At 55.9% G+C, this 21543-nt stretch carries 23 protein-coding genes and 1 tRNA gene; 9 read left to right on the forward strand and 15 right to left on the reverse strand.

The window, feature by feature from the left end; translation table 11 throughout:
• Nucleotides 1-73 precede the first annotated feature (73 nt).
• The 7 genes from mnhG to BC777_RS05975 all read right to left on the reverse strand — a co-directional run bounded on the left by mnhG (nt 74) and on the right by BC777_RS05975 (nt 6219).
• Nucleotides 74-445: a monovalent cation/H(+) antiporter subunit G gene (mnhG, locus tag BC777_RS05945; protein WP_100367189.1), complete on the reverse strand. Its 372-nt coding sequence runs from the start codon at nt 443-445 to the stop codon at nt 74-76.
• On the reverse strand, nt 442-729 hold the full coding sequence (locus BC777_RS05950; RefSeq protein WP_100367190.1) for a K+/H+ antiporter subunit F: 288 nt from the start codon (nt 727-729) through the stop codon (nt 442-444). The genes mnhG and BC777_RS05950 overlap by 4 nt, the downstream gene beginning before the upstream one ends.
• Nucleotides 726-1226, reverse strand: coding sequence for a Na+/H+ antiporter subunit E (locus BC777_RS05955; RefSeq protein ID WP_100367191.1), 501 nt, complete (start codon nt 1224-1226; stop codon nt 726-728). The genes BC777_RS05950 and BC777_RS05955 overlap by 4 nt, the downstream gene beginning before the upstream one ends.
• Nucleotide 1227: 1 nt before the next feature.
• Nucleotides 1228-2772: a monovalent cation/H+ antiporter subunit D gene (locus tag BC777_RS05960; protein WP_100367192.1), complete on the reverse strand. Its 1545-nt coding sequence runs from the start codon at nt 2770-2772 to the stop codon at nt 1228-1230.
• Nucleotides 2769-3125, reverse strand: a complete 357-nt coding sequence (locus tag BC777_RS05965) for a Na+/H+ antiporter subunit C (protein ID WP_100367193.1) — start codon at nt 3123-3125, stop codon at nt 2769-2771. The genes BC777_RS05960 and BC777_RS05965 overlap by 4 nt, the downstream gene beginning before the upstream one ends.
• Nucleotide 3126: 1 nt before the next feature.
• The gene (locus BC777_RS05970) at nt 3127-5997 is read right to left on the reverse strand and encodes a monovalent cation/H+ antiporter subunit A (protein ID WP_100367194.1); all 2871 of its coding nucleotides are present in this window, start codon (nt 5995-5997) and stop codon (nt 3127-3129) included.
• A 146-nt stretch (nt 5998-6143) separates the two neighbouring features.
• A tRNA-Thr gene (locus tag BC777_RS05975) sits at nt 6144-6219 on the reverse strand.
• 208 nt (nt 6220-6427) lie between these two features.
• Here BC777_RS05975 and BC777_RS05980 point away from each other — a divergent pair.
• Nucleotides 6428-7309 (forward strand): alpha/beta hydrolase, encoded by an 882-nt coding sequence (locus BC777_RS05980; protein ID WP_100367195.1) that lies wholly within the window; start codon nt 6428-6430, stop codon nt 7307-7309.
• Between the two features lie 4 nt (nt 7310-7313).
• On the opposite strand, the gene BC777_RS05985 is transcribed toward BC777_RS05980, so the two are convergent.
• Nucleotides 7314-7571, reverse strand: a complete 258-nt coding sequence (locus BC777_RS05985; RefSeq protein WP_100367196.1) for a DUF2312 domain-containing protein — start codon at nt 7569-7571, stop codon at nt 7314-7316.
• A 107-nt stretch (nt 7572-7678) separates the two neighbouring features.
• Here BC777_RS05985 and BC777_RS05990 point away from each other — a divergent pair, with 107 nt between their 5' ends.
• A complete protein-coding gene (locus BC777_RS05990; RefSeq protein WP_100367197.1) occupies nt 7679-7894 on the forward strand; it encodes a hypothetical protein in 216 nt (71 codons plus the stop codon).
• Here BC777_RS05990 and BC777_RS05995 read toward each other — a convergent pair.
• Nucleotides 7891-8940, reverse strand: a complete 1050-nt coding sequence (locus BC777_RS05995; protein WP_100367198.1) for a phosphotransferase family protein — start codon at nt 8938-8940, stop codon at nt 7891-7893. The two genes, BC777_RS05990 and BC777_RS05995, sit on opposite strands and share 4 nt — an antisense overlap.
• Nucleotides 8941-9037: 97 nt before the next feature.
• Here BC777_RS05995 and BC777_RS06000 point away from each other — a divergent pair, with 97 nt between their 5' ends.
• Nucleotides 9038-10267: an acyl-CoA dehydrogenase family protein gene (locus BC777_RS06000; RefSeq protein WP_100367199.1), complete on the forward strand. Its 1230-nt coding sequence runs from the start codon at nt 9038-9040 to the stop codon at nt 10265-10267.
• Here BC777_RS06000 and BC777_RS06005 read toward each other — a convergent pair.
• Nucleotides 10240-10557, reverse strand: a complete 318-nt coding sequence (locus BC777_RS06005) for an ArsR/SmtB family transcription factor (protein WP_100367200.1) — start codon at nt 10555-10557, stop codon at nt 10240-10242. The genes BC777_RS06000 and BC777_RS06005 overlap by 28 nt on opposite strands.
• Nucleotides 10558-10643: 86 nt before the next feature.
• Between BC777_RS06005 and BC777_RS06010 the strand changes: the two genes are divergently transcribed.
• From BC777_RS06010 to BC777_RS06025, 4 genes are read left to right on the forward strand one after another with little or no spacing between them, the layout of a single operon-like run.
• Nucleotides 10644-11507 (forward strand): MBL fold metallo-hydrolase, encoded by an 864-nt coding sequence (locus BC777_RS06010; RefSeq protein WP_100367201.1) that lies wholly within the window; start codon nt 10644-10646, stop codon nt 11505-11507.
• A 15-nt stretch (nt 11508-11522) separates the two neighbouring features.
• Nucleotides 11523-11948 (forward strand): YeeE/YedE family protein, encoded by a 426-nt coding sequence (locus tag BC777_RS06015; protein WP_100367202.1) that lies wholly within the window; start codon nt 11523-11525, stop codon nt 11946-11948.
• Nucleotides 11948-12379 (forward strand): DUF6691 family protein, encoded by a 432-nt coding sequence (locus BC777_RS06020; protein ID WP_100367203.1) that lies wholly within the window; start codon nt 11948-11950, stop codon nt 12377-12379. Before BC777_RS06015 ends, BC777_RS06020 begins: the two co-directional genes overlap by 1 nt.
• Before the next feature lie 8 nt (nt 12380-12387).
• Nucleotides 12388-12813 (forward strand): protein tyrosine phosphatase family protein, encoded by a 426-nt coding sequence (locus BC777_RS06025; RefSeq protein ID WP_100367204.1) that lies wholly within the window; start codon nt 12388-12390, stop codon nt 12811-12813.
• On the opposite strand, the gene BC777_RS06030 is transcribed toward BC777_RS06025, so the two are convergent.
• From BC777_RS06030 to BC777_RS06050, 5 genes are all read right to left on the reverse strand, one after another.
• Nucleotides 12810-13934 (reverse strand): FliM/FliN family flagellar motor switch protein, encoded by a 1125-nt coding sequence (locus BC777_RS06030; protein ID WP_100367205.1) that lies wholly within the window; start codon nt 13932-13934, stop codon nt 12810-12812. The genes BC777_RS06025 and BC777_RS06030 overlap by 4 nt on opposite strands.
• A gap of 44 nt (nt 13935-13978) precedes the next feature.
• Nucleotides 13979-16675 carry a sensor histidine kinase gene (locus BC777_RS06035; RefSeq protein ID WP_100367206.1) on the reverse strand — a complete coding sequence of 899 codons (2697 nt, stop codon included), beginning with the start codon at nt 16673-16675 and terminating at the stop codon, nt 13979-13981.
• Nucleotides 16672-16947, reverse strand: a complete 276-nt coding sequence (locus tag BC777_RS06040) for a hypothetical protein (protein WP_100367207.1) — start codon at nt 16945-16947, stop codon at nt 16672-16674. The genes BC777_RS06035 and BC777_RS06040 overlap by 4 nt, the downstream gene beginning before the upstream one ends.
• Entirely contained in the window at nt 16944-17312 is a 369-nt protein-coding gene (locus tag BC777_RS06045; RefSeq protein ID WP_100367208.1) for a response regulator transcription factor, read from the reverse strand. Before BC777_RS06045 ends, BC777_RS06040 begins: the two co-directional genes overlap by 4 nt.
• 79 nt (nt 17313-17391) lie before the next feature.
• Nucleotides 17392-18759, reverse strand: a complete 1368-nt coding sequence (locus BC777_RS06050; protein ID WP_375342414.1) for a short-chain fatty acyl-CoA regulator family protein — start codon at nt 18757-18759, stop codon at nt 17392-17394.
• 151 nt (nt 18760-18910) lie between these two features.
• On the opposite strand from BC777_RS06050, the gene BC777_RS06055 reads away from it, so the two are divergent.
• Complete coding sequence (locus BC777_RS06055; RefSeq protein ID WP_100367210.1) at nt 18911-20254, forward strand: substrate-binding protein; 1344 nt, start codon at nt 18911-18913, stop codon at nt 20252-20254.
• A gap of 257 nt (nt 20255-20511) precedes the next feature.
• Nucleotides 20512-21543 (forward strand): branched-chain amino acid ABC transporter permease, encoded by a 1032-nt coding sequence (locus BC777_RS06060; protein ID WP_100368023.1) that lies wholly within the window; start codon nt 20512-20514, stop codon nt 21541-21543.

Genomic DNA, 21543 nt, shown 5'->3' on the forward strand with positions numbered 1-21543 from the left:
CGTCAGCGCACGCTGCACCGCGACAAGTGCGATGGAAATACCACCATACACCCGAGGCCCAAGCCCCGTAGTTTTATCCATCGCGGTCGCTTTCAGGCACGCTCAGGGTTGACCAGGTATCATCCAGCGGCGGATCGGGTGGCGTGTCGCAGGCCCGGCGATGGATGTTTACCTTGCCGATGAAATTCGCTGAAATCGGGGCGGTGACAAAAAGGAATGCCATGATCAGCAACTCATGCGTCGACGGCTCTCCAATATCAAAAGAATGGACGACCGAGGCTAGAAGAAGCATACCGATCCCAACAGTCCCGACCTTGGTGGGTGCGTGCAGCCGCGTCATGGGATCGTTGAATTTCAACAACCCGATTGCACCGACCAGCACGAACCCTGATCCGATAATCAAAAACAGACAGACGAAATATGTTCCGATGATTTGTGGCGTCATTCGATGATATCCCCCCGTAGAATAAACCGCGCCATCGCAACTGTTGAGACAAAGCCCAACATGGCGATCAGCAAAGCCACCTCGAAATAGATCTGCACGCCTTGGTGGATGCCCAGAACGATCACCAGCCCCAGCGCATTGATCACCATTGTGTCCAATGCAAGCACCCTGTCCCCCGAAGTCGGCCCCAGCACCAACCGCACCATCGACATCACCTGCCCTAGCGCCAGCGCCAGAAAGGTGATCGCCAGTGCGACGTTCAAAAACTGCGTTGCCAGTATCATGAAAAAATCTCCAACAATCGGGCCTCGTAGCGGGTGATAATATCTTCGCGTACCGCATCTGCATCATGCGTATGCAGGACATGTACAAGCAAGCTGTGCCCCTGATCAGACAAATCAGCAGAAACCGTCCCAGGTGTCAGCGTGATTGTGCCGGCCAACAAGGTAATCGCTTCGGGTTCCTTGAGCCGCAGAGGCACGATGATCCATGCGGGTTTCAACTTGGATGTCGGGACCGTCAGAACGATCCATGCCACCTCAATGTTGGCCACAATGATGTCCCAGATCACGACAAAGCTGTAGCGGATCATCTTGCGCAGCCGAAAGCTTTTGGGCGTATCTGGCCACCAGACAGAGGTTCCCCACGGAATGATAATTCCCAGAATGAACCCAAAAACGATCATCCCCGCCGAGAGTTCATTCTGCAGGAACATCCAGACAATCGCCAGAATAAGCGTCAAAAGCGGGTGTGGGATCAGCCAGTAAAATGCGCGTGTCATATCAGTGATCCTCCGTCTTTCCATCGCTCAGCTTACCCGGTGTATCCACGACCGTCGTGATATAGGGTTCGGGGCTGAACAATTGGGCCGCGGTAGCGGTTGTATATCCATGCATATGACCCGCAAAGATTGTGTGCAAAGCCAGCAGCGTGACAAGCCCACCAATCGCCACGTAAGACATCGTCGCAGGCGGGGTGACCGGATCTGCATCAGCAGATGGCGCCACGCTTTGTGCCTTCCAGAACAAGACGCTGCCTGCCCGCGCAAACCCCACAACGCTGATCAGGCTGGACCCCAGCACAACGGCCCAGATCCAGACCATCAGATCGCTGTCAAAGGCCGCGTCCAGCACCAACAACTTACCAAGGAAACCTGACAACGGAGGCAAACCGGCCATAGCGATGGCTGCAACGAAAAACAGGCTTGCCGTTAATGTCGCCCCCGCCACGGGTGCCTGTGCTGTCAACGCAAGGTTCGCCCGGCCAGACCGTACCAAATCAACAATCAAGAACAGTGCAGCGCCTGCAAAGGTTGAATGCACGATATAGTACAGCGCTGCTGCAATCCCTTCCGGCGACAAGAGTGCAATGGATAACAGCACCATCCCCATAGACCCGATAATCGAAAACGCCACCAACCGGTCGAACCTTTTAGCTGCCAAAACGCCCACCATTCCTACCGCGAGCGACACTAGCGCAGCGGGTAGCAACCATGTGTCGTGCAGCCCAGCTGTGATCGCCAGATCAGGAGGGAAGATCAGCGTATAAACCCGGATGATTGCATAGGCCCCTACTTTGGTCATGATCGCAAAAAGCGCCGCAACCGGTGCCGGGGCCTCGGCATAGCTGGAGGGCAGCCAGAAGTGTAGTGGCACGAGGGCGGCTTTGATCGCAAAGACAAGCAGCAACAGAACCGCCGCGACGCGGATACCCACGGTTTCGTCGGCGCTGATCAAGGTGACACGGTTGGCCAGATCGGCCATGTTCAGCGTGCCTGTTTCCGCATAAAGCGCGCCCAGCGCGAAAAGAAACAGGGTCGATCCAATGAGATTAAACAGCACGTATTGCACGCCCGCCCGCAATCGCACTGTCCCGCCTGCGTGTATCATCAGCCCATAGGACGCGATTAACAGTACTTCGAAGAAAACGAAGAGGTTAAAGAGATCACCTGTCAGAAACGCCCCCAAGATCCCCATCAGCTGAAACTGGAACAAGGCATGAAAATGCCGCCCTCGGTCATCCCAGCCTGAACTGATCGCATAGATCAGCACAAAAAGCGCAAGTACCGTGGTCAGCAGGATCATCATCGTCGACAATCTGTCGCCCACCACGACAATCCCAAAAGGGGCAGCCCAATCACCCAATTGATACAGCATGATCGTGCCATCGGCGGTCGCCCACGCCAAACCAGCGGAAATCGCGACCAGCATCAAAACACCGGTCATTGAGAACACGCGCTGAATGCCGATGTGGTAACGCGCCGCCAGAACGATGAAGGGTGCCAACATGGCGGGCAACACAACAGGTGCAATCAGCCAATGGGTCATACTTTGCCCTCCGGCTCATTCTCAAGGGTGTCAGGCTGATCGTCCACATGATCGTCATCAGACCCTAGGAATGCGCCCAAACCGATCATCACAACAACAGCCGTCATCCCGAAAGAGATCACAATCGCGGTCAGCACCAGCGCCTGAGGCAGCGGGTCAGTATATGTCGTTACATCGTCGCGCAGCACAGGCGGCGCACCGGCCACCACACGGCCAGAGGTGAACAGAAAGACGTTCACGGCATAGGTCAGCAGTGAGATGCCCAAAATCACGGGGAACGTCCGCAAACGCAGAACCAAATAAATACCCGCGGCGGTCATGACACCAATGGCAGAGGCAATCAGAAATTCCATGCTACACGCCCTCCCCTGCGGTTCGGGGCACCGGATCACTGCGTGACGGATCGATGTCCATCGGATGCTCGCTATCAACGGCATCCTTGCGGCGCGCAAGGCGCGAGAAGCTTTCGAGCGAAAGCATCACGGCGCCTACAACCGACAGAAAAACGCCGACATCAAAAAGCGCCGCCGTTGCCAGTTCGAATTCCTGAAACGGCGGGATACGCACATAGGTAAAGTCAGAGGTCAGGAACGGTTTATCGACAAACCAAGAGCCGATACCCGTGAACCCCGCGACCAGCACCCCTGCCCCGATCACACCGTGGTAGGGATACTTCAACCGGGCAGACGTCCATGAAAAACCGCTCGCCATATATTGCATCACAACACCAATCGATACGATCAGACCGGCGATAAAGCCGCCACCCGGCTCATTGTGACCGCTGAGGAAAATGTAGAAACCAACCATCATCACAACGGGCATCATCCCACGGGTCAGAACCACCATCATCATGGGGTGGACACCACCGGCTTGCGGCTGGTCAGGTTTGCGGTTCAACAAACGGGTGCGGACCGGGCCACTCAGCAAGGCCTCTGTCAGCGCATAGATCAGCAAGGCCGCGATACTGAGCACGATAATCTCGCCGAAGGTATCAAAGCCACGGAAATCAACCAGAATGACGTTGACCACATTGGTGCCGCCGCCGCCTTTGTAAGAATTGGCCAGATGGAATTCCGAAATCGACGTCGCAACAGGATCGCGCAGCATATAATAATAGGCGAGCGCGAAGCTGGCCAAACCACCTGCCACCGCGACGGCCACATCGCGCATACGCCGCAGCACGGTGCTTTCAATCGGGGTGTTGTTGGGCAGGAAATTCAACGCGAGCAGCAACAGAATGATCGTCACCACCTCAACCGTGAACTGTGTCATCGCGAGGTCGGGCGCGCTTAGGAAGACAAAGCCGATCGATACCATCAACCCCACAATCCCCATCAGAATAAGCGACAAGAACCGGTTGCGGTGCAGAAAGACCATACCAATGGTCGCAGCCACCAACATGCCCCATCCAGAGATCAGAACAGGGTCAGCGGTCTGCATATCATGCATGGGCGCGCCAACGGTGCCTGTGGTCCAAGCGTAGTAACCTGCAACCACGATGGTCACTGTTCCAATGGCAGCGTAGCGTGTGAAGGCACCGTTATGTAACGGCAGAACCAAGACCTGCGATAGCTTGACGGCCATCGTGATAATCGCTTCAAAAATTACCTTTGCTTCAGGCCGTGGAACAGCGTCCCACAGGCGCAAGGCTGGTCGAAACACAAACAACATCGCCAAGCCGCCAAGAACTGCAATGATCGACATATAAAGCGCAGGCACCAAACCGTGCCAGATTTTCAAATGCGCCGACGGCATCTCTGCGGCATTGCCAAGCACAGAGGCCGTAACCAGTTTGACGAAAGGCTCTGCCACAAAAGGCGCCACACCGATCACAACGACAGGGATGATCAGCAATGCAGGCGGCAACCACATGCCCGCAGGCGGGTCGTGTGGTTTGGCGGGGTAATCATCGCGGACCGGGCCGAAGAACACATGACTGATCAGGCGGAAGCAATAGGCCGCAGAAAAAAGCGACCCAACAGTTGCCAGAACAGGGACAAGCCAATGGCTGCCGAAAAGCACGGTATGATGGGCTTCTTCCAGCATCATTTCCTTGGACAGGAACCCGTTGAGCAGCGGGATACCTGCCATCGACAAGGCGGCAAGCATCACGATCATGAAAGTCACAGGCATCAACCGGCGTAAGCCCCCTAATCGCCTGATATCGCGGGTGTGGGCTTCGTGATCGACGATACCTGCGGACATAAACAATGCGGCCTTGAACGTCGCATGGTTAAGGATGTGAAACACCGCAGCCATTGCACCAAAAGCGGTCCCTGTGCCCAAGAGCATCGTGATCAAGCCCAAATGGCTGACAGTGGAAAAAGCGAGTAGCGCTTTGAGATCATGCTTGAAGAGCGCAATCACCGCGCCCAGAACCATTGTGATCAACCCAGCGGTAGTCACGATCACAAACCATTCCGTCGTGCCGGACAGCACTGGCCACATCCGCGCCATCAAGAATATTCCAGCCTTTACCATGGTCGCAGAGTGCAGGTAGGCCGACACGGGCGTGGGCGCTGCCATGGCGTGCGGCAGCCAGAAATGGAACGGGAACTGGGCCGATTTTGTGAAACAACCCAACAAGATCAAAATGAGGGCGGGCAAATAAAGTGGATCTGCCTGAATCAATTCACGGTTCTGTAAGATGACGCTCAGATCATAGCTGCCGACAATCTGCCCAAGGATCAGCATGCCACCGATCATGGCCAACCCGCCCATACCCGTCACAGTCAGCGCCATACGCGCACCCTGACGCCCTTCCGGCAGATGTTTCCAATAGCCAATCAGCAGAAAGGACGATAGAGAGGTCAGCTCCCAGAAAATTAGCAAAAGCAGGATGTTATCGCTCAGAACGATGCCCACCATCGCGCCTTGGAAGAGCAGCAGGTAGGTAAAAAACTCGCCCATATTGTCGTTGCGGCTCAGGTATTGGCGGGCATAGGCGATGATCAACAGGCCAATGCCAAGGATCAACAACGCAAAGAAAAAGCCAAGGCTGTCCAGCATCAGCGTGAAATTCAGCCCCAGCGCAGGCATCCAATCGACGCGAGCAGTGACGATATCACCAGCAATGATGGCGGGCAGATTGGTCAATAGCCCCACAAAAGCGGCCAAAGTCACAGTAAAGGTCACCCCCGCACAGGCGGACCGCCCAGCGGGATTCATCAACCCTGGCAGAAGTGCACCGAAGAACGGCAATGCAACAATGAAAAAGAGGGACACGATAACTCCCGATATTTTGGCTGATAAATGTGTGACCAATGCGAGCGGTCTTGAAAAGAGAGAAATGCAAGAAAGTCATGAATTCAGGCGTAGAAACCTGTGAAATATGCCTTGCAAGCACCTGAGAACAAAGGCATTTGGTATAATGGTGCCCCCACACGGACTCGAACCGCGGACCTACTGATTACAAATCAGTTGCTCTACCAGCTGAGCTATAGGGGCACTGGTGCGCCGCATGCGGCGTGCCGGTTTGACCGACTGCGCGGCGTATAGCAGGGGAAAACACGGATGTGCAATGGTGTTTTCGCATTGCTTACGCAAAAAAGATGCGTGCTCTTTTCCTATTGTCAGACCCTGCTCGCGATCCTGCTTTCGTGTCTGGGAAATCATTCTATGATGCTTGCCAAATACACGTCCCAAAGGGGGTTTCATGCAGATCGCATTTCATATTGGCGCAAATTGTACGGATGAAGATCGACTGCTGAAATCAACGCTCAAGAACGCTGACACCCTGTTGCAGCATGGTATCGCTGTCCCCGGCCCCGGCAAATACCGCAAGCTAATCCGCGAGGCGATTGAGACCGTGGCAGAGGGTGCGCCAGCCACAGGCGCCCGTGATGTGTTGTTGGATGCGATTGTCGAAGATGATGATGTGACCCGTCTGGTGTTGAGCAATGACAACTTTATCACCATCCCCAAGCGGATCTTCGATCATAGTGTCTTTTATCATCAGGCCGAAAAGAAACTGCGCGGTTTGCACAGCCTGTTTCCTGACGATGATATCAGCTTGTTTCTGGGTCTGCGTCACCCGGCCAGTTTTCTGCAGGAAACAGCGACCCGCGCCGGTATGCAAAGCCTGCGACATTATCTTGGCGTCTTGTCTCCGCTTGAGGTGCTGTGGTCCGATGTGATCCAGCGCATCAAACTGGCCGCCCCCGCAACACCACTTTATGTCTGGTGCAACGAAGATACGCCACTGATCTGGGAAGAACTGATCCGGCTTTTTGCTGGTGTGGCGGCGGACACGCCGATCACCGGGCAGTTTGATGTATTGTCAAATATTATCAGCCCCGCTGGCATGCAGGCTCTGCAAACGCGTATCGCAGATATTGGTCCGGAGGATATCGACGCGCGCCAGACGTTGATTGCCGACATACTAGAGGCACATGCTCTGCCCGACCTCGTCGAAGACAGCATCACCTTGCCGGAGCTTGATGACGCGGTCGTGGACGCAATGAGCGCGGCATATGAGGCCGATCTTGAGATTATTGCAGATATGGAAGGGGTGGAACTGATCCTCCCCTTCGATTAAGGGATTACATGCCCAGTGCGGCTTTATACATATCCATGACCGCCTCTTCCTCGGCCAGATCATTCGCATCGCGCTTGCGGATTGCCACGATCTTGCGCAGCACTTTGGTGTCATAGCCGCGGCCTTTCGCTTCGGCCATCACTTCTTTTTGCGCATCCGCAATGTCTTTCTTTTCGGCCTCCAGCCGCTCATAGCGTTCCACGAACTGGCGCAGTTCTTGTCCGGCAACGGTGCTGGCGGTCTCGGTCACGGTATCGTTCATTCATGCTCTCCTGAAAACTTGCCATTGACTAGCCCCTGCCCCTTTGGCCTGCAACCCTTGCGCCGCATCCCGGCGCGCGTTAGGTCGGCCAAAACGCAGGAGTGACCATGGAAATCATCGTTTGGAGCGGCGCGGCACTGTCGGTCATAGGCCTGTGTGGGATCGTCTACAGCATTGTTGCGGTCACGCGCGCCAAACGTGCAAACTTGGCCGATGAGGAACTACGCGCGCGCATCTCCAAGATTTTGCCAATCAATCTGGGCGCGCTTTTTGTATCAATGATTGGCCTGATGGCCGTGATCGTCGGGGTGATGCTGGGTTAAAGCTCGGCCCCCTCATGCATGACAATTGTGGCCATCGCCGCCAAAGCCGGAACTGCGGCACCATATTTTCGCGCCATTGTCGGATTTGAAGCGTTCCCAGCCACAGCCCGCGCGGCGACACCCGCCAATATCGCTGCCAGCCTGAAGAAGGCAAACACCAGATAGAATGGCCAACCGTCGATCCGTTCAAGACCCCGGCGCGCCGCATAATCCGCCACATATTGGGCCTCGCTTGGTAGCCCCAAGGCCGCCCGGTCCACGCCCGCCAATCCGCGCATATCGCCTTGGTTAGGTAGCCGCCATTGCATGCATTGATAGGCCAAATCGGCCATGGGGTGCCCAAGTGTGGATAGCTCCCAGTCCAAAATGCCCGCAATTTCAGCAGTTTCCGAGCGAAAGATCATGTTATCAAGACGCCAATCGCCATGCACCAGCGCAACCTGTCCATCATCAGCAGGCATTTGCGCGCCAAGCCACGCGATGATCTCGGACATCGCTTCGGTCGGTGCATCAACCGAGGCAAGATATTGGCTGCTCCAACGGTCCAACTGACGGGCAAAATAATTGCCCGGCCTGCCATAATCGCCAAGGCCCACCGCATCGACATCCACGTCATGCATCGCAGCCAAGGCGGCGTTCATCGCGTCATAGATCGCCGACCGTTCCACCTTTTCGCAATCAGGCAGCGCGGGATCCCAGAAGATGCGCCCCGGCAGATAGCGCATAACAAAGAAAGCCCGCCCGCTGGGCGAGGTTTCGGTGTCTGCCAAATGCAGCACCTCAGGGACCGGCACATTGGTGCCAGCCAAGGCGTCCATCACACGGAACTCACGATCAACAGCATGGGCTGACGGCAGTAACCGGCCAGGGGGTTTGCTGCGCAACACGTAAGTCCCGCTTTCAGCGTTGAGCTGATAGGTCGGGTTTGATTGGCCCGTGCCGAATTTGGTGACCTCCTTCAGCCCTTCAAATTCGGCGATGGACTGCGTGAGGTAAGCGTCCAGATCAGGCAGGCTGATCCCTAGGTTTTGCGCGGCTTCTTTCATGGCCCCATTAGGGCCGCCTGCCCACCCATGTGCAACCATTGATTGACACACCGACCCTGCGATGCACGATGGCGACAAGATAACATGAGGCGCAGCGATGGATCTGGGACAAACCGAACGACTAAAACCGGTACTGGCGGCAGTCAAAGCGATGATCACAGATGAGATCGCGCCGATGGATGCCGCGTTTCTGGCCGAGGTGGACGTGGGCGACCGCTGGGCCTTCACACCACGCCAGACCGAGATACTTGAAGGGCTCAAGGCCAAAGCGAAAAACCGCGAACTTTGGAATTTCTGGGATACGTTTCGCGAGGGGCCGCAACTCAACACAGTTGAATATGCCTATCTGGCCGAGGAGATGGGCAAGTGCCATCTGGCCGCAGAGGTCTTTAACTGCAACGCACCCGATACGGGCAATATGGAGGTCTTCGCCCGCTACGGCACCGAAGCGATGAAAGAGCAGTGGCTTAAGCCCTTGATGGCAGGCACCATTCGCTCGGCTTATCTGATGACCGAACCTGATGTGGCAAGCTCGGACGCGACGAATATCGCAATGCGCTGTGAACGCGATGGTGATGACTACGTACTGAACGGCCAGAAATGGTGGGCAACTGGTGCGGGTGATCCGCGCTGTGCGGTGCATATCGTGATGGTGCGCACGCGGTTTGACGGGCCGAAGCATCAACAGCATTCCATGATTGTCGTGCCCACCGACACCCCCGGCATCGAAAAACTGCGCGCGATGGAGGTCTATGGGCATGATGATGCACCACATGGGCATATGCATTTCCGCTATGATAACGTGCGGGTACCTGCCAAGAACCTGTTGCTGGGCGAAGGGCGCGGATTTGAGATCGCACAGGGCCGTCTTGGGCCGGGACGTATTCATCATTGCATGCGCGCGATTGGGCAGGCGGAGAAGGCGCTGGAACTACTCTGCGAAAGATCCGTCGCGAGGCAGGCCTTTGGCAAACCGCTGGCGCAGCTGGGCGAGAATTTTGACATTATCGCCAAGGCGCGGATGGATATCGAACAGGCGCGCCTGCTGTGTTTGAAAGCGGCGTGGATGATGGACCAGGGCGATAAGAAAGCCGCAGCCCCGTGGATCAGCCAGATCAAAGTGATCGCACCGCAAGTCGCACTCGATATCACCGACAAGGCGATCCAGATGCATGGTGCGGCGGGGGTTTCGCAAGACACACCATTGGCCCGACAATGGACCGGGCTGCGGACCCTCAGACTGGCCGATGGGCCAGACGCGGTGCACCGCAGGCAAGTGGCAAGAGCAGAACTGGCGGTTTATGTTTCTGGGCAGAACAGCTCGTAAATCCGCTCTAACAGCGGCCTGACGCGCGGGTCAGATAATCGATAACGCATGCTGCGCCCATTGCGTTCGCAGGCAACAAGCCCTTCGCTGCGTAATCGCAAAAGCTGTCCTGAAACATAGGATTGGCTGGCACCTAAGGCTTTTTCCAACTCTCCCACCGTCAGATCACCGGGGACAAGGGCGCATAAAATCCGCAGACGTCCGGCGTTTGACAGGGCCTTGAGCAGGTCAGCCGCATCCGCCGCCGCTGCATCCATAGGGTCATCTGTCAGGGTATTTCCGTGTTCCATATCTCCACCTACCGTCCCACCCTATACATTTCAACATTGAAATGTATAAGAATCTGATTATCTTATAGCCTGATAGGAGATTCGATATGACACCTGATGTAAAAGCTTTCTTCGATACCGCCACCAACACCGTATCCTATGTGTTGCGCGAACCACAGGGCAGCAACTGCGCGATCATCGACAGTGTTCTGGATTATGATCAGGCTGCCGGGCGGACAGATACACAATCCGCTGACGATATTATCGCTTGGGTCAAATCAGAGGGGCTTCAGGTTGCATGGATCCTTGAAAGCCATGTGCATGCTGATCACCTTTCTGCAGCCCCCTATCTACAAGAGCATCTGGGCGGTCAGATCGGGATTGGGGCGAATATCACGGTCGTCCAAAATACCTTTGGCAAAATCTTTAATGAAGGCACAGCGTTCCAACGTGACGGATCGCAATTTGATGCGCTGTTTGAGGATGGTGACAGTTTCCACATCGGACAAATGCGCGCCGATGTCATGCACACGCCGGGCCATACGCCTGCTTGCCTGACTTATGTGATCGGCGACGCGGCTTTTGTTGGTGATACGCTCTTTATGCCGGACTTTGGCACTGCACGTTGTGATTTTCCGGGTGGATCGGCCGAAGATCTTTACGCCTCGATCCAGAAAATTCTTGCCCTACCCGACAACACCCGCATTTTCGTGGGCCACGATTACAAAGCGCCAGGGCGTGATGATTTTGCGTGGGAAACCACAGTGGGCGAACAAAAGGCACTGAACGTGCATATCGGTGAGGGCCGACCGCTGGACGCATTTGTCGCCATGCGGCAAGAACGCGATGCCAATCTCGGCATGCCGCGTCTGATCTTGCCGTCACTGCAAACGAATATGCGTGCAGGGCATCTTCCGGAACCAGAAGATAACGGCCAAAGCTATTTCAAAGTGCCCATCAACACGTTGTAGGATCAGGACAAAATCATGCCAATGGATTGGATCATGGGGCTCGCCGGTGGCGCGCTCATCGGAATAGCTGCGGCCATTTATTTGCTGGTAAATGGGCGGATCATGGGGGCCTCTGGTATTATCGGCGGGCTGGTGGACGGCAGTGGCCGGCATGACCGGGGCGAGCGGACAGCGCTTGTTGCAGGGTTGCTGGCCGTGCCGGGTATTGCGGCACTTGTTATGGGTGGCGCGCAAACGCAGCTGACGGGCAATTGGGCGGTAATTATCATTGCCGGTTTGCTTGTTGGTATTGGCACGCGCCTGGCCAATGGCTGTACATCCGGACATGGCGTTTGCGGCATTTCCCGTCTGTCGTTGCGCGGCATTGTCGCTACTGCCTTCTACATTGGTGCGGGGGGTCTGACTGTTGTGATCTTCAAACATCTATTGGGGGTGATCTGATGCGGATATTGGTTTCATTTCTCGTCGGATCGCTTTTTGGGTTGGGTCTGTTGGTATCAGGCATGACTGACACGACGAAAGTGCAAGGCTGGCTTGACATCTTTGGGGCTTGGGACCCGACACTCGCCTTTGTCATGGGCGGTGCCATCATCCCTATGGCGGTCGCATGGCGTGTCACGGTCGGGCGCAAACCGGTTCTTGCGGATACCTTCCCGGCGCCGCCAGAGCCAAAGCTGGGACGCAACCTTGTGTTGGGATCGACGCTTTTTGGGGTGGGCTGGGGCCTTGCGGGTCTGTGCCCCGGCCCGGCCGTTGCATCGCTGAGTTTTGGTGGCATGGGCGGCGTGCTGTTCGTCGCGGCCATGCTGGGTGGCATGATGATCGCACCAAAGCTGCGCAACCGACTGGACCAAACTGCCGTCGCAGTTTAGGAGGTGACATGGATATTCGACACCTCAGCCCCTCTTATGCCGTCTCACCCCAGATTGATGCCGCTGACATTCCAGCCATCGCTGAGGCGGGTTTTAAAACCATCATCTGCAACAGGCCGGATGCAGAAGTCCCGCCCAGCCATCAGGCCGCAGCGATAGAGGCGGCTGCCAAAGCGGCAGGGCTGCGTTTTGTGATCATTCCCGTGACCCATCAAGGCCTGAACACACAGATGATCACGGCACAAAAAGACGCGATGGACGCCTCTGACGGGCCCACGCTAGCCTATTGCGCGTCAGGCACACGGTCATCCATCGTTTGGGCTTACGGCCAAGCAACCGAGATGCCCGCTGACGATATTATCACAGCCGCTGCTGGCGTTGGGTATGATCTGGGCGGCATGCGCCCGCAGCTTGAGGCGTTGAAAGACGGCTAAAGCGCGTCCGGATCAAATGGCAGATCGCCCATTTTGGCCATACCATCTGCCATGAAATCCATATCCAATGCCGCCTCTGCGGGTTCATCCAACATCGGTGTCGGCGCATCGTCCAACGTCAGCCCATCATCCAATGCAGCCCCCTCGCCCATCAAGTCGATGTCCGGCACGTTAATGTCTATCGCGTCAGGCAACGGCGTGGCGATATCCGGGGGCGGGGGCGTGCCGGGCAGTTCTGTCAATTGTGGGTGTGATGCGGTTTCAAGTCGGACCGCGCGGTAACCGCCGATCTGACCCAGCTTTGCTTGCGCGACCTCTTTGCCATCCGCCGAAAGCAGGCGCACCGAACTGACGGTACAACCCGGCAAGGGTAATACAGACCCGACTTGCAAGGCTTGTGCCGTCGCCAGCGATATCGGAAAGCGATGCAACAAGGCATCAAGGCAGGCAGGTGCATCGGACACGCGGCCCTGAAACGTACCGTCCCAGTCGACCGCTGCCGCCGGTACAATTTCCTGTTCTGCAACCTCCTGCTGGATCGGCAACACGAGGACAAGTTGCGCCTGCCGATCTGCCACGCTGAGGTCCACGGTCAACCGGACGATGCGGTAGTCGCAATCCTCTAGAACAAGCCCGGCCGCGCGCGTGCTATCAACCTTAGCGCCGGGTGTGACACCATCCATCCATCCTTCCAACGGGGTGTCGAGCACGGCATGTGGGAATGCGGATAAGAACGCGTGCAACAACGGATCGCACAGCGTTTTATCGGTCAGTGTGGGGCTGCGTGGTTCTGCAGGATGCGCCAGCAGGGCACCCATTGTTTCCATCTCAAGCACGGCGGCGCGCATTTCCATGTCCAGCGCCATAAGGCCCATCAGGCTGTCATCCCGATCAAGCCCCACCAACATCATGTCATCCGGCAAGGTCCCCAGCATGTCATCAAGGCCTGTCACCTCTTCGGCGACGCTTTGCACGGTCAGTACCAGCCCGACCGTGTCGTTGGCCGCCTTGGTCAGCGCCAGACGCACAGCACGCGAAGAGGTCAACGGGTTATCCGCAACCTCCTGCCCATGCGGACGGGTCATCCGCCGCAGCAATGTTACTTGTGTGCTATCAGTCATAGGCCTGTCACAGATATTCTGGCTACCTTGATAGCGAAAACTCGTTACGTTTCTTCTAACGCCGCCGCAGTCGTCACCTGGGGTAACTGGACACGAAACGCAGCGCCTGTGGCCTGCGGCAGATAGGACACTTCGCCACCAAGCCTGTGCATCACCTCACGACAAATAGCCAAGCCCAACCCGGCGCCACCAGCCTTTGAACCATCCGCCACGCGCGAGAATTTTTCAAAGATCAGGTCTTGGTCCTCGGGTGCGATCCCGCTGCCATTGTCGATGAAATCAACGATGTAGCGGCCTTCATGCTGATGCACCTTGATTTCAAGTATTGGGTTCTGTGCATCGCAATATTTACGTGCATTCACGATCAGGTTGATAAACACCTGCGTTAAACGATCCAGATCAGTCAGCAATTGCAGTTGCTCTTGATGCAGGTCGCGGCGGATGTCCAATACACCATCATGCGTACCAGCCGCGCGCACGGCGCGGTCCAGCAGGTCTGACAAGTGGCCCGTTTGTTCGCGCAACTCGACCTGCCCGTTCTCAAGCACCGACAAGTCCAGCAAATCATCCAAAAGCCGCGTCAAACGCACCGCTTCGTCATGGATGATACCAGCATAACGCCCCTGCTCTTCCTCGCTCATCTCCCCATCGCGCAGGATATCCGAGAACGACCGGATCGAGGTCATAGGCGTGCGCAATTCATGGCTGATCTGGCTGAGAAACGCATCCTTCTGGATCGATAGTGCTGTTAGCTTGTCATTGGCCGCACGCAGGGCGCGTGCCGTGCGTTCCTGTTCCTGCGACTTGGCTTCCAACTCGTTCGAGTATTCAAGGATTTGCGCCGCCTCATCCGCCACGGCGATCAGATCCTCGACCGAAACGCTGCTCCCGCCGATCAATTGTCCGATCATCGCATGCGCTGTTGCTGCCCCCACGGACCCGGCCAGCACCCGTTCAAGTCGCTCAATGAAATCCGGTGTCACCTCAGGCAGATATCCCGCCTTGCCCTGTCGTGCGGCCTCTTGCGTGAAAAGCGCCTGCGCCTCTTTTGACCCCATAATCCGCTGCGACATGATCAACAGGTCCTCGGCCCCGGTCGCTGCCCCAGACCATGCAGGTGCCGCTGTGGAATGGGCAAAGACATTCACAAACTGCGCGCCTTGCAGACGCTCAAGCGGGGCTGGAAAGGTCACCAAAGAGCAGATCACGAACATCGCCGTATTCAGCAACATCGACCACAAGATACCATGCACCAGCGGATCAAGCCCGCCGACCCCAAAAAGCGCCTGCGGCCGCAACCAGGACAAGCCCCAAAGCCCATCATCCACAATCGCCTGACTGATGACGGCATCCACACCAAAGCTGGGCAGGAACAATGTCCACATCCAGACCACTAGCCCGGTGATCAATCCCGCCGCCGCACCCACGCCTGTGGCGCCGCGCCAAAACATACCGCCAATCATCGCGGGCAGAATTTGCACAGCCCCTGTAAAGGAAATCAAACCGATTGCGGCCAAAGCCGTACCACCACCCGATATACGGTAATACAAAAACCCCAAGGCAATGATGCCAGCCACCGACAGGCGCCGCGCCAAGAGGATCACATGCCGTACATCCCCCGACATGACGGCCTGCTGATTGGTTTGCCTGCTCAGCCAGATCGGCACAACGATGTGGTTAGATACCATCGTCGCCAAGGCAATGGTCGCCACAATGACCATGGATGTCGCGGATGAAAACCCACCAAGGAATGACAGCACAGCCAACCCGTCGCGCCCTTCGGCAAGCGGGACAGTTACAACGAACAGATCCGGGTTGCTGCCCGCCGGCAGCAGATCAAGGCCGATAACAGCGATGGGCACCACGAAGAGGCTCATCATGAAAAGGTAAAGCGGAAATGCCCAGCTTGCGATGTGCAGGTGGCGTTCATCCGCGTTTTCGACCACGAGGACCTGAAACATCCGTGGCAGGCACAGAAACGCAGCACCGGACAGAAAGATCAGGCTAATCCAACGGCTGCTGTCTGCATTCCACAAAACAATCTGCGATTGGTCGATGCGTTCCAGCATCTCTCCGGGGCCACCCGCGACACCCCAGACGACAAAAACGCCCACCGCAACTAGCGCAAGAAGCTTGACCACAGCCTCAACCGCGACGGCAATGACAACGCCGTGGTGGCGTTCATTGGCGTCTAGGTTTCGTGTGCCAAAAATCACCGTAAAGACAGCTAGCCCGACAGCAACCCACATGGCTGTGACAACAAAATCAGGCTGATCCCAGTTCACCCCTCCATTTTGCGCAAAAACCGCAAATGACAGCGTGACGGACTGCAACTGCAGCGCGATATAAGGCGTACCCGCAATCACGGAAATAACCGTTACGATCATGCCCAACTGCGTTGATTTACCAAAGCGCGATGATACAAGATCGGCGATTGAGGTGATCCGCTGCGCACGTCCAATTCGCACCAACCGCCGCAATATCCACCACCACCCTACCATCACCAGCGTCGGGCCGAGGTAGATTGTCACAAATTCCAACCCTGATCTGGCGGCATATCCAACCGCCCCGTAAAAGGTCCATGCTGTGCAATAGATGCTGAGCGACAGTGTATAAATCCACGGTGATTTGAGCCAGTTGGCATGTCCATTCGCCGCCCGACGTTCGGCAATAAAGGCGATGGCGAACAAAAAAACCACATAGCCAACTGCCACCACGATAAGGGCGTTGAAGGATGTCATTCCTCTGGCCTGTCCTGTGATGACAGCGATGGGTCCGCTCGGATGAAGGCGGAGAGGAGGGCACTCAAAACGATCAGCAAAACCCAGACACCAAATATATAAAGCAAACCATTGGCACCAATCTGATCCTCAGACGTGCCACTTTTCCATGCCAATGGAATGGCCAGCAGGACCACACCGGCAAAGGGCAACAGCTTGACCGCATCCCGCACCCGGCGCTGGCGGTAACTGTCGCGCTGCAAAAATACCGGCGGTTTCGGTTTGCGGCTCATGTCTCCATCAGGTGGCGGACCTGATCACGCACTTCGGTGTTGGAAAACGGCTTGGTCATAAACAGGTTCGCCCCAAGACGCATCGCCAGATCGCGGTCTTTATCCTGACCGCGCGCGGTCAGCATCATCACTGGTGTTTGCTGGGTCATTTCATGGCTGCGCAAATCACGCAGAATATCAAAACCACTGCGTCCCGGCAGCATTACATCAAGGATGATCATATCAGGTGGCAAGGCCAGCACCTTATCCATCGCCGAGGTGCCATCTTCATGGGTGTGTACAGTCCACCCGTCGCGGGAAAGAATAAAGCTAATCGCCTCAATAATATTCGGCTCGTCTTCGATCAAAAGGACACGTTTGCCCATTTCATCGCCTCCCTTTCATCTTCCCATCCCAAGGATGGTGCCCCCTGAGACGCAACTATCACGCCAAACCTTGGGGCTGTCAAAGCACTGTTTGGGCATGCATCCCCTTCAAGGCCGGTTCGCGGCGGCTGGCGCAATCGGTCCGCGGGCAAATACGGCAAGACACACCAACGGGATGCGGCGCCGTCGCGGGCTCTGGCGGATCAGGTATCACCAGCATCATGCTTTTTAACGCAGGTGGCGCATCAAACTGTGTCGGGCCATGCGGTTCTGCCACAGCAAAGCACAAGGCCCGTGTTGCAGCCCGCCCTGGCATTGCCACGTCCATACGCACTGGTTGGTAGGGTCGGCTGAGTGCGCCATAAAGCGGCCACAACGGACAAGCCCCGACTGATCGGGGCATTGTGAAACCGGGGGCAGGTTTCACAAAGGTCAAAGCACCTGCTGCATCGCAGATCACCAGCCCCATCGGAGGATGCCCTTTGTCAGGCGGCAATTGGGCCAGACGACGCATAATCAACGTCAAAGGCAGCCCAAACGCCTGCGCAAGTGCGGGCGGATCATAGCTGTGTTTGCGGCACGCCTTTTCAAACCGGGCCAGCGGTAGTTTTTCAACATCTGCCGCATAGCTGTTTAACACATCCCGCAACACGCTTTTGGCAGGACCCTCCAATCCGGCCTCTTTCAGTACCTGTGATGGCGCGGCACCTTTTTCGATGGCCGCGATATGAAACCCGCTGGATTCCAAATAGCTTTCCACCGCTTCGAAAGGGGATCCAGACTGCTCCAGCACGCCATCTGGGGCTTCAAGATAGGCGATGAGCGCTGCACTGCTATCGGCGAGCCTCACGCTATCGCCGTGGATATTTTCGTGAAAGCGGCGCTGCCAGTCCTGATCCAGATCCTCTGGCCCAACCAGAATAGAGGCCGACGACCGGATTGCGCTCACCGCCGAAATAACCTCGTGCAACGATGCAGCCAGTTGTGGATCATAGGCGATGCGATCTGTCAAAACCCGACCGCGCTCTTCCAATGCGGCAATCTTGGCCGCTTGTGCTGCGATCAATGCGGCCCATCCTGGAAACCGCGCGGCTAGTTCTTCGGTGCGGTCAACCTCAACGTTGCTGCCGATATTGGCCGCGGCATTGCGCATCTGATCAAGTGTGTCACGGCCAACACCATCGGCCAGCAAAGATGTGTCAACCTCTAGAACACGGGCGAGGTCAGTCAGCAATTTTCCACCGATTCTGCGCCGATTATGCTCAATCAAATTCAAATAAGACGGTGATATGCCCACTGTTTCCGCAACAGATGCTTGCTTCAACCCGAGGTCGAGTCGCTTTTCGCGAATACGCGATCCAACGAGTCTTTGATTGGACACTATGAATTCCCCTATTGGTTTCAGTGGCTTTCTGCGAGTGCGAGAGAATACCTTTACGATAATCACCTACGATCTGTTCATAATTTTACAAATAAGTCCAGCACTCTCAATGGCTTGTTGGTGAACTGCACAACTTTAACTGACAGTGTTGTGTACTGGATCGTGCGGCCATTGGGGCGTTTGTGCACAAGCAGTTTAATCTTTAGGGAGGATAATAATGTCCAAATCAAATTTCTCACGTCGTGGTGTGCTCAAAACTGGTATGGTTGCCAGTGCGGGCATGGCGCTGCCGCAGTATCTGCGCGCGCAAGACGGCGGGTTTACGAATGCGCCTGGCGACAGTGACGTCGTTCTGGGCTTCAACGTACCGCAGACGGGTCCATACGCTGATGAGGGTGCAGACGAACTGCGCGCTTATGAACTGGCGGTTGAGCACCTGAACGGTGGCGGCGATGGCGGCATGATGTCGACATTCTCGTCTGACGCGCTGGAAGGCACAGGTATCCTGGGTCGCGAAGTGAAGTATGTTACTGGTGATACGCAGACAAAGTCCGACGCAGCGCGCGCGTCTGCACGTTCGATGATCGAAAAAGACGGCGCAATCATGATCACCGGTGGGTCTTCCTCTGGTGTGGCTGTTGCTGTGCAGGCGCTTTGCCAAGAGGCCGGCATCATCTTTATGGCTGGTCTGACACACTCCAACGACACAACAGGTAAAGACAAGCGGGCCAATGGTTTCCGTCACTTCTTTAACTCGTACATGTCTGGTGCGGCGCTGGCACCTGTGCTTGAAGCGGCTTACGGCAACAACCGGAAAGCATACCACCTGACAGCAGACTACAACTGGGGTTACACCACACAGGAAGCCGTGCAGTCTTCGACAGAAGCTATGGGTTGGGAAACTGTGAACACAGTGCTGACACCGCTGACGCAAACTGACTTCTCCTCCTACATCGCGCCTGTTCTGAACTCTGGTGCTGACGTTCTGGTTCTGAACCACTACGGTGGTAACATGGTGAACTCGCTGACCAACGCGGTTCAGTTTGGTCTGCGTGAAGCCCAAGCCAACGGTCAGAACTTTGAAATCGTTGTTCCACTGTACTCTCGTCTGATGGCGAAAGGTGCGGGCGCCAACGTGAAGGGCATCTTTGGTTCCACAAACTGGCACTGGTCTTTGCAGGACGCAGGTAGCCAAGCATTTGTCCGTTCGTTCGGTACAAAGTACGGCTTCCCGCCGTCACAGGCTGCGCACACATGCTACGTGCAGACACTGCTGTATGCGGATGCGGTTACACGCGCCGGTTCGTTCAACCCATGCGCAGTTGCCGAAGCTCTCGAAGATTTCGAATTCGACGGTCTGGGCAACGGCCCAACACTGTACCGTGGCGAAGATCACCAGTGCTTCAAAGACGTGCTGGTTGTGAAGGGTAAAGAGAACCCAGACAACGAGTTCGACCTTCTTGAGATCGTTGAAGTTACGCCTGCTGCACAAGTGACATACCCTGCAGATCACCCACAGTTCGCTGGTGGTGCTCTGGGGACATGTAACCCAGGCGCATAATGCCTTAGGGCCACCGCTTTCGCGGTGGCCCTCTTTGATACTTCGTAATTTCGTTCACAGTCAGAGGCATTCAATTGCGAATGCCTTGCGGAGCTGTATTTGAACCAGGAGGCCAACACATGAGCACGTATGTGGAAAATCCATCCGGCACACTCAAAAGTACTTTCCTGACGCTTGCGTTTCTGTTCGCGGCGTTCTGGGGAAGTTTCCTGATCCTTCGTACGGTCATTGGGTTTTCTTCCGGCGACAATTTCTCGATACAGCAATACATTCTACAAATTCTTAACGGCCTTGATAAAGGCTCGGCCTATGCGCTGATCGCGTTGGGTCTTACGCTTATCTTTGGCACCTTGGGTGTTGTGAATTTTGCGCATGGCGCTTTGTTTATGCTGGGCGCCTTTGTGGCGGTGACCGTCAGCAACTTGCTGTCACTCAGCCATAAGGTCGTCGACGAAACGCGGACCGACTTTCTGGGCAATCCATTGCAGGTCGAAGTCCCCTACATGTACGACCTTTTTGGACAAGCTGCCGGTGACGTCATTATCGACTGGGCCGTCCCGATCTCAATCATCATCGCCATCCCAATCATGGTTGCTATCGGCTTTATCATGGAGCGTGGCCTGATTAAGTACTTCTATAAGCGGCCGCATGCGGACCAAATCCTTGTGACCTTTGGCCTCGCTATCGTGATCCAAGAGATCGTCAAGTACTTCTACGGTGCGAACCCAATTCCAACACCCGCCCCGGACGCATTCGTTGGCAGCTTTGATTTTGGCATCGCCCTAGGCTTTCAAGCCAATGAGATTATCTATCCATACTGGCGCTTGGTCTACTTCTTCTTCTCAGTCGTGATCATTGGTGCCGTCTTTGCCTTCTTGCAATTCACCACCTTCGGCATGGTTGTGCGGGCTGGTATGGCAGACCGCGAAACTGTCGGTATCTTGGGCATCAACATCGACAAACGCTTCACAATCATGTTCGGGATTGCCGCCGCTGTCGCGGGGCTAGCGGGCGTGATGTATGCGCCCATCAATTCGCCGAATTACCACATGGGTATGGATTTCTTGGTCCTCAGCTTTGTTGTGGTTGTTGTAGGTGGCATGGGTTCACTACCTGGGGCCGTCGCTGCCGGATTTCTACTTGGTATTTTGGAAAGCTTTGCGTCCATCAGCCAAGTGATCGACATGATCCCCGGCATCAACCAGATCATCATCTACCTAGTCGCAATCATCATTCTGTTGACGCGTCCGCGTGGCCTGATGGGCCGCAAAGGCGTGATGGAGGAATAA

The sequence above is a fragment of the Yoonia maricola genome, assembly GCF_002797915.1.
GTDB lineage: Bacteria > Pseudomonadota > Alphaproteobacteria > Rhodobacterales > Rhodobacteraceae > Yoonia > Yoonia maricola.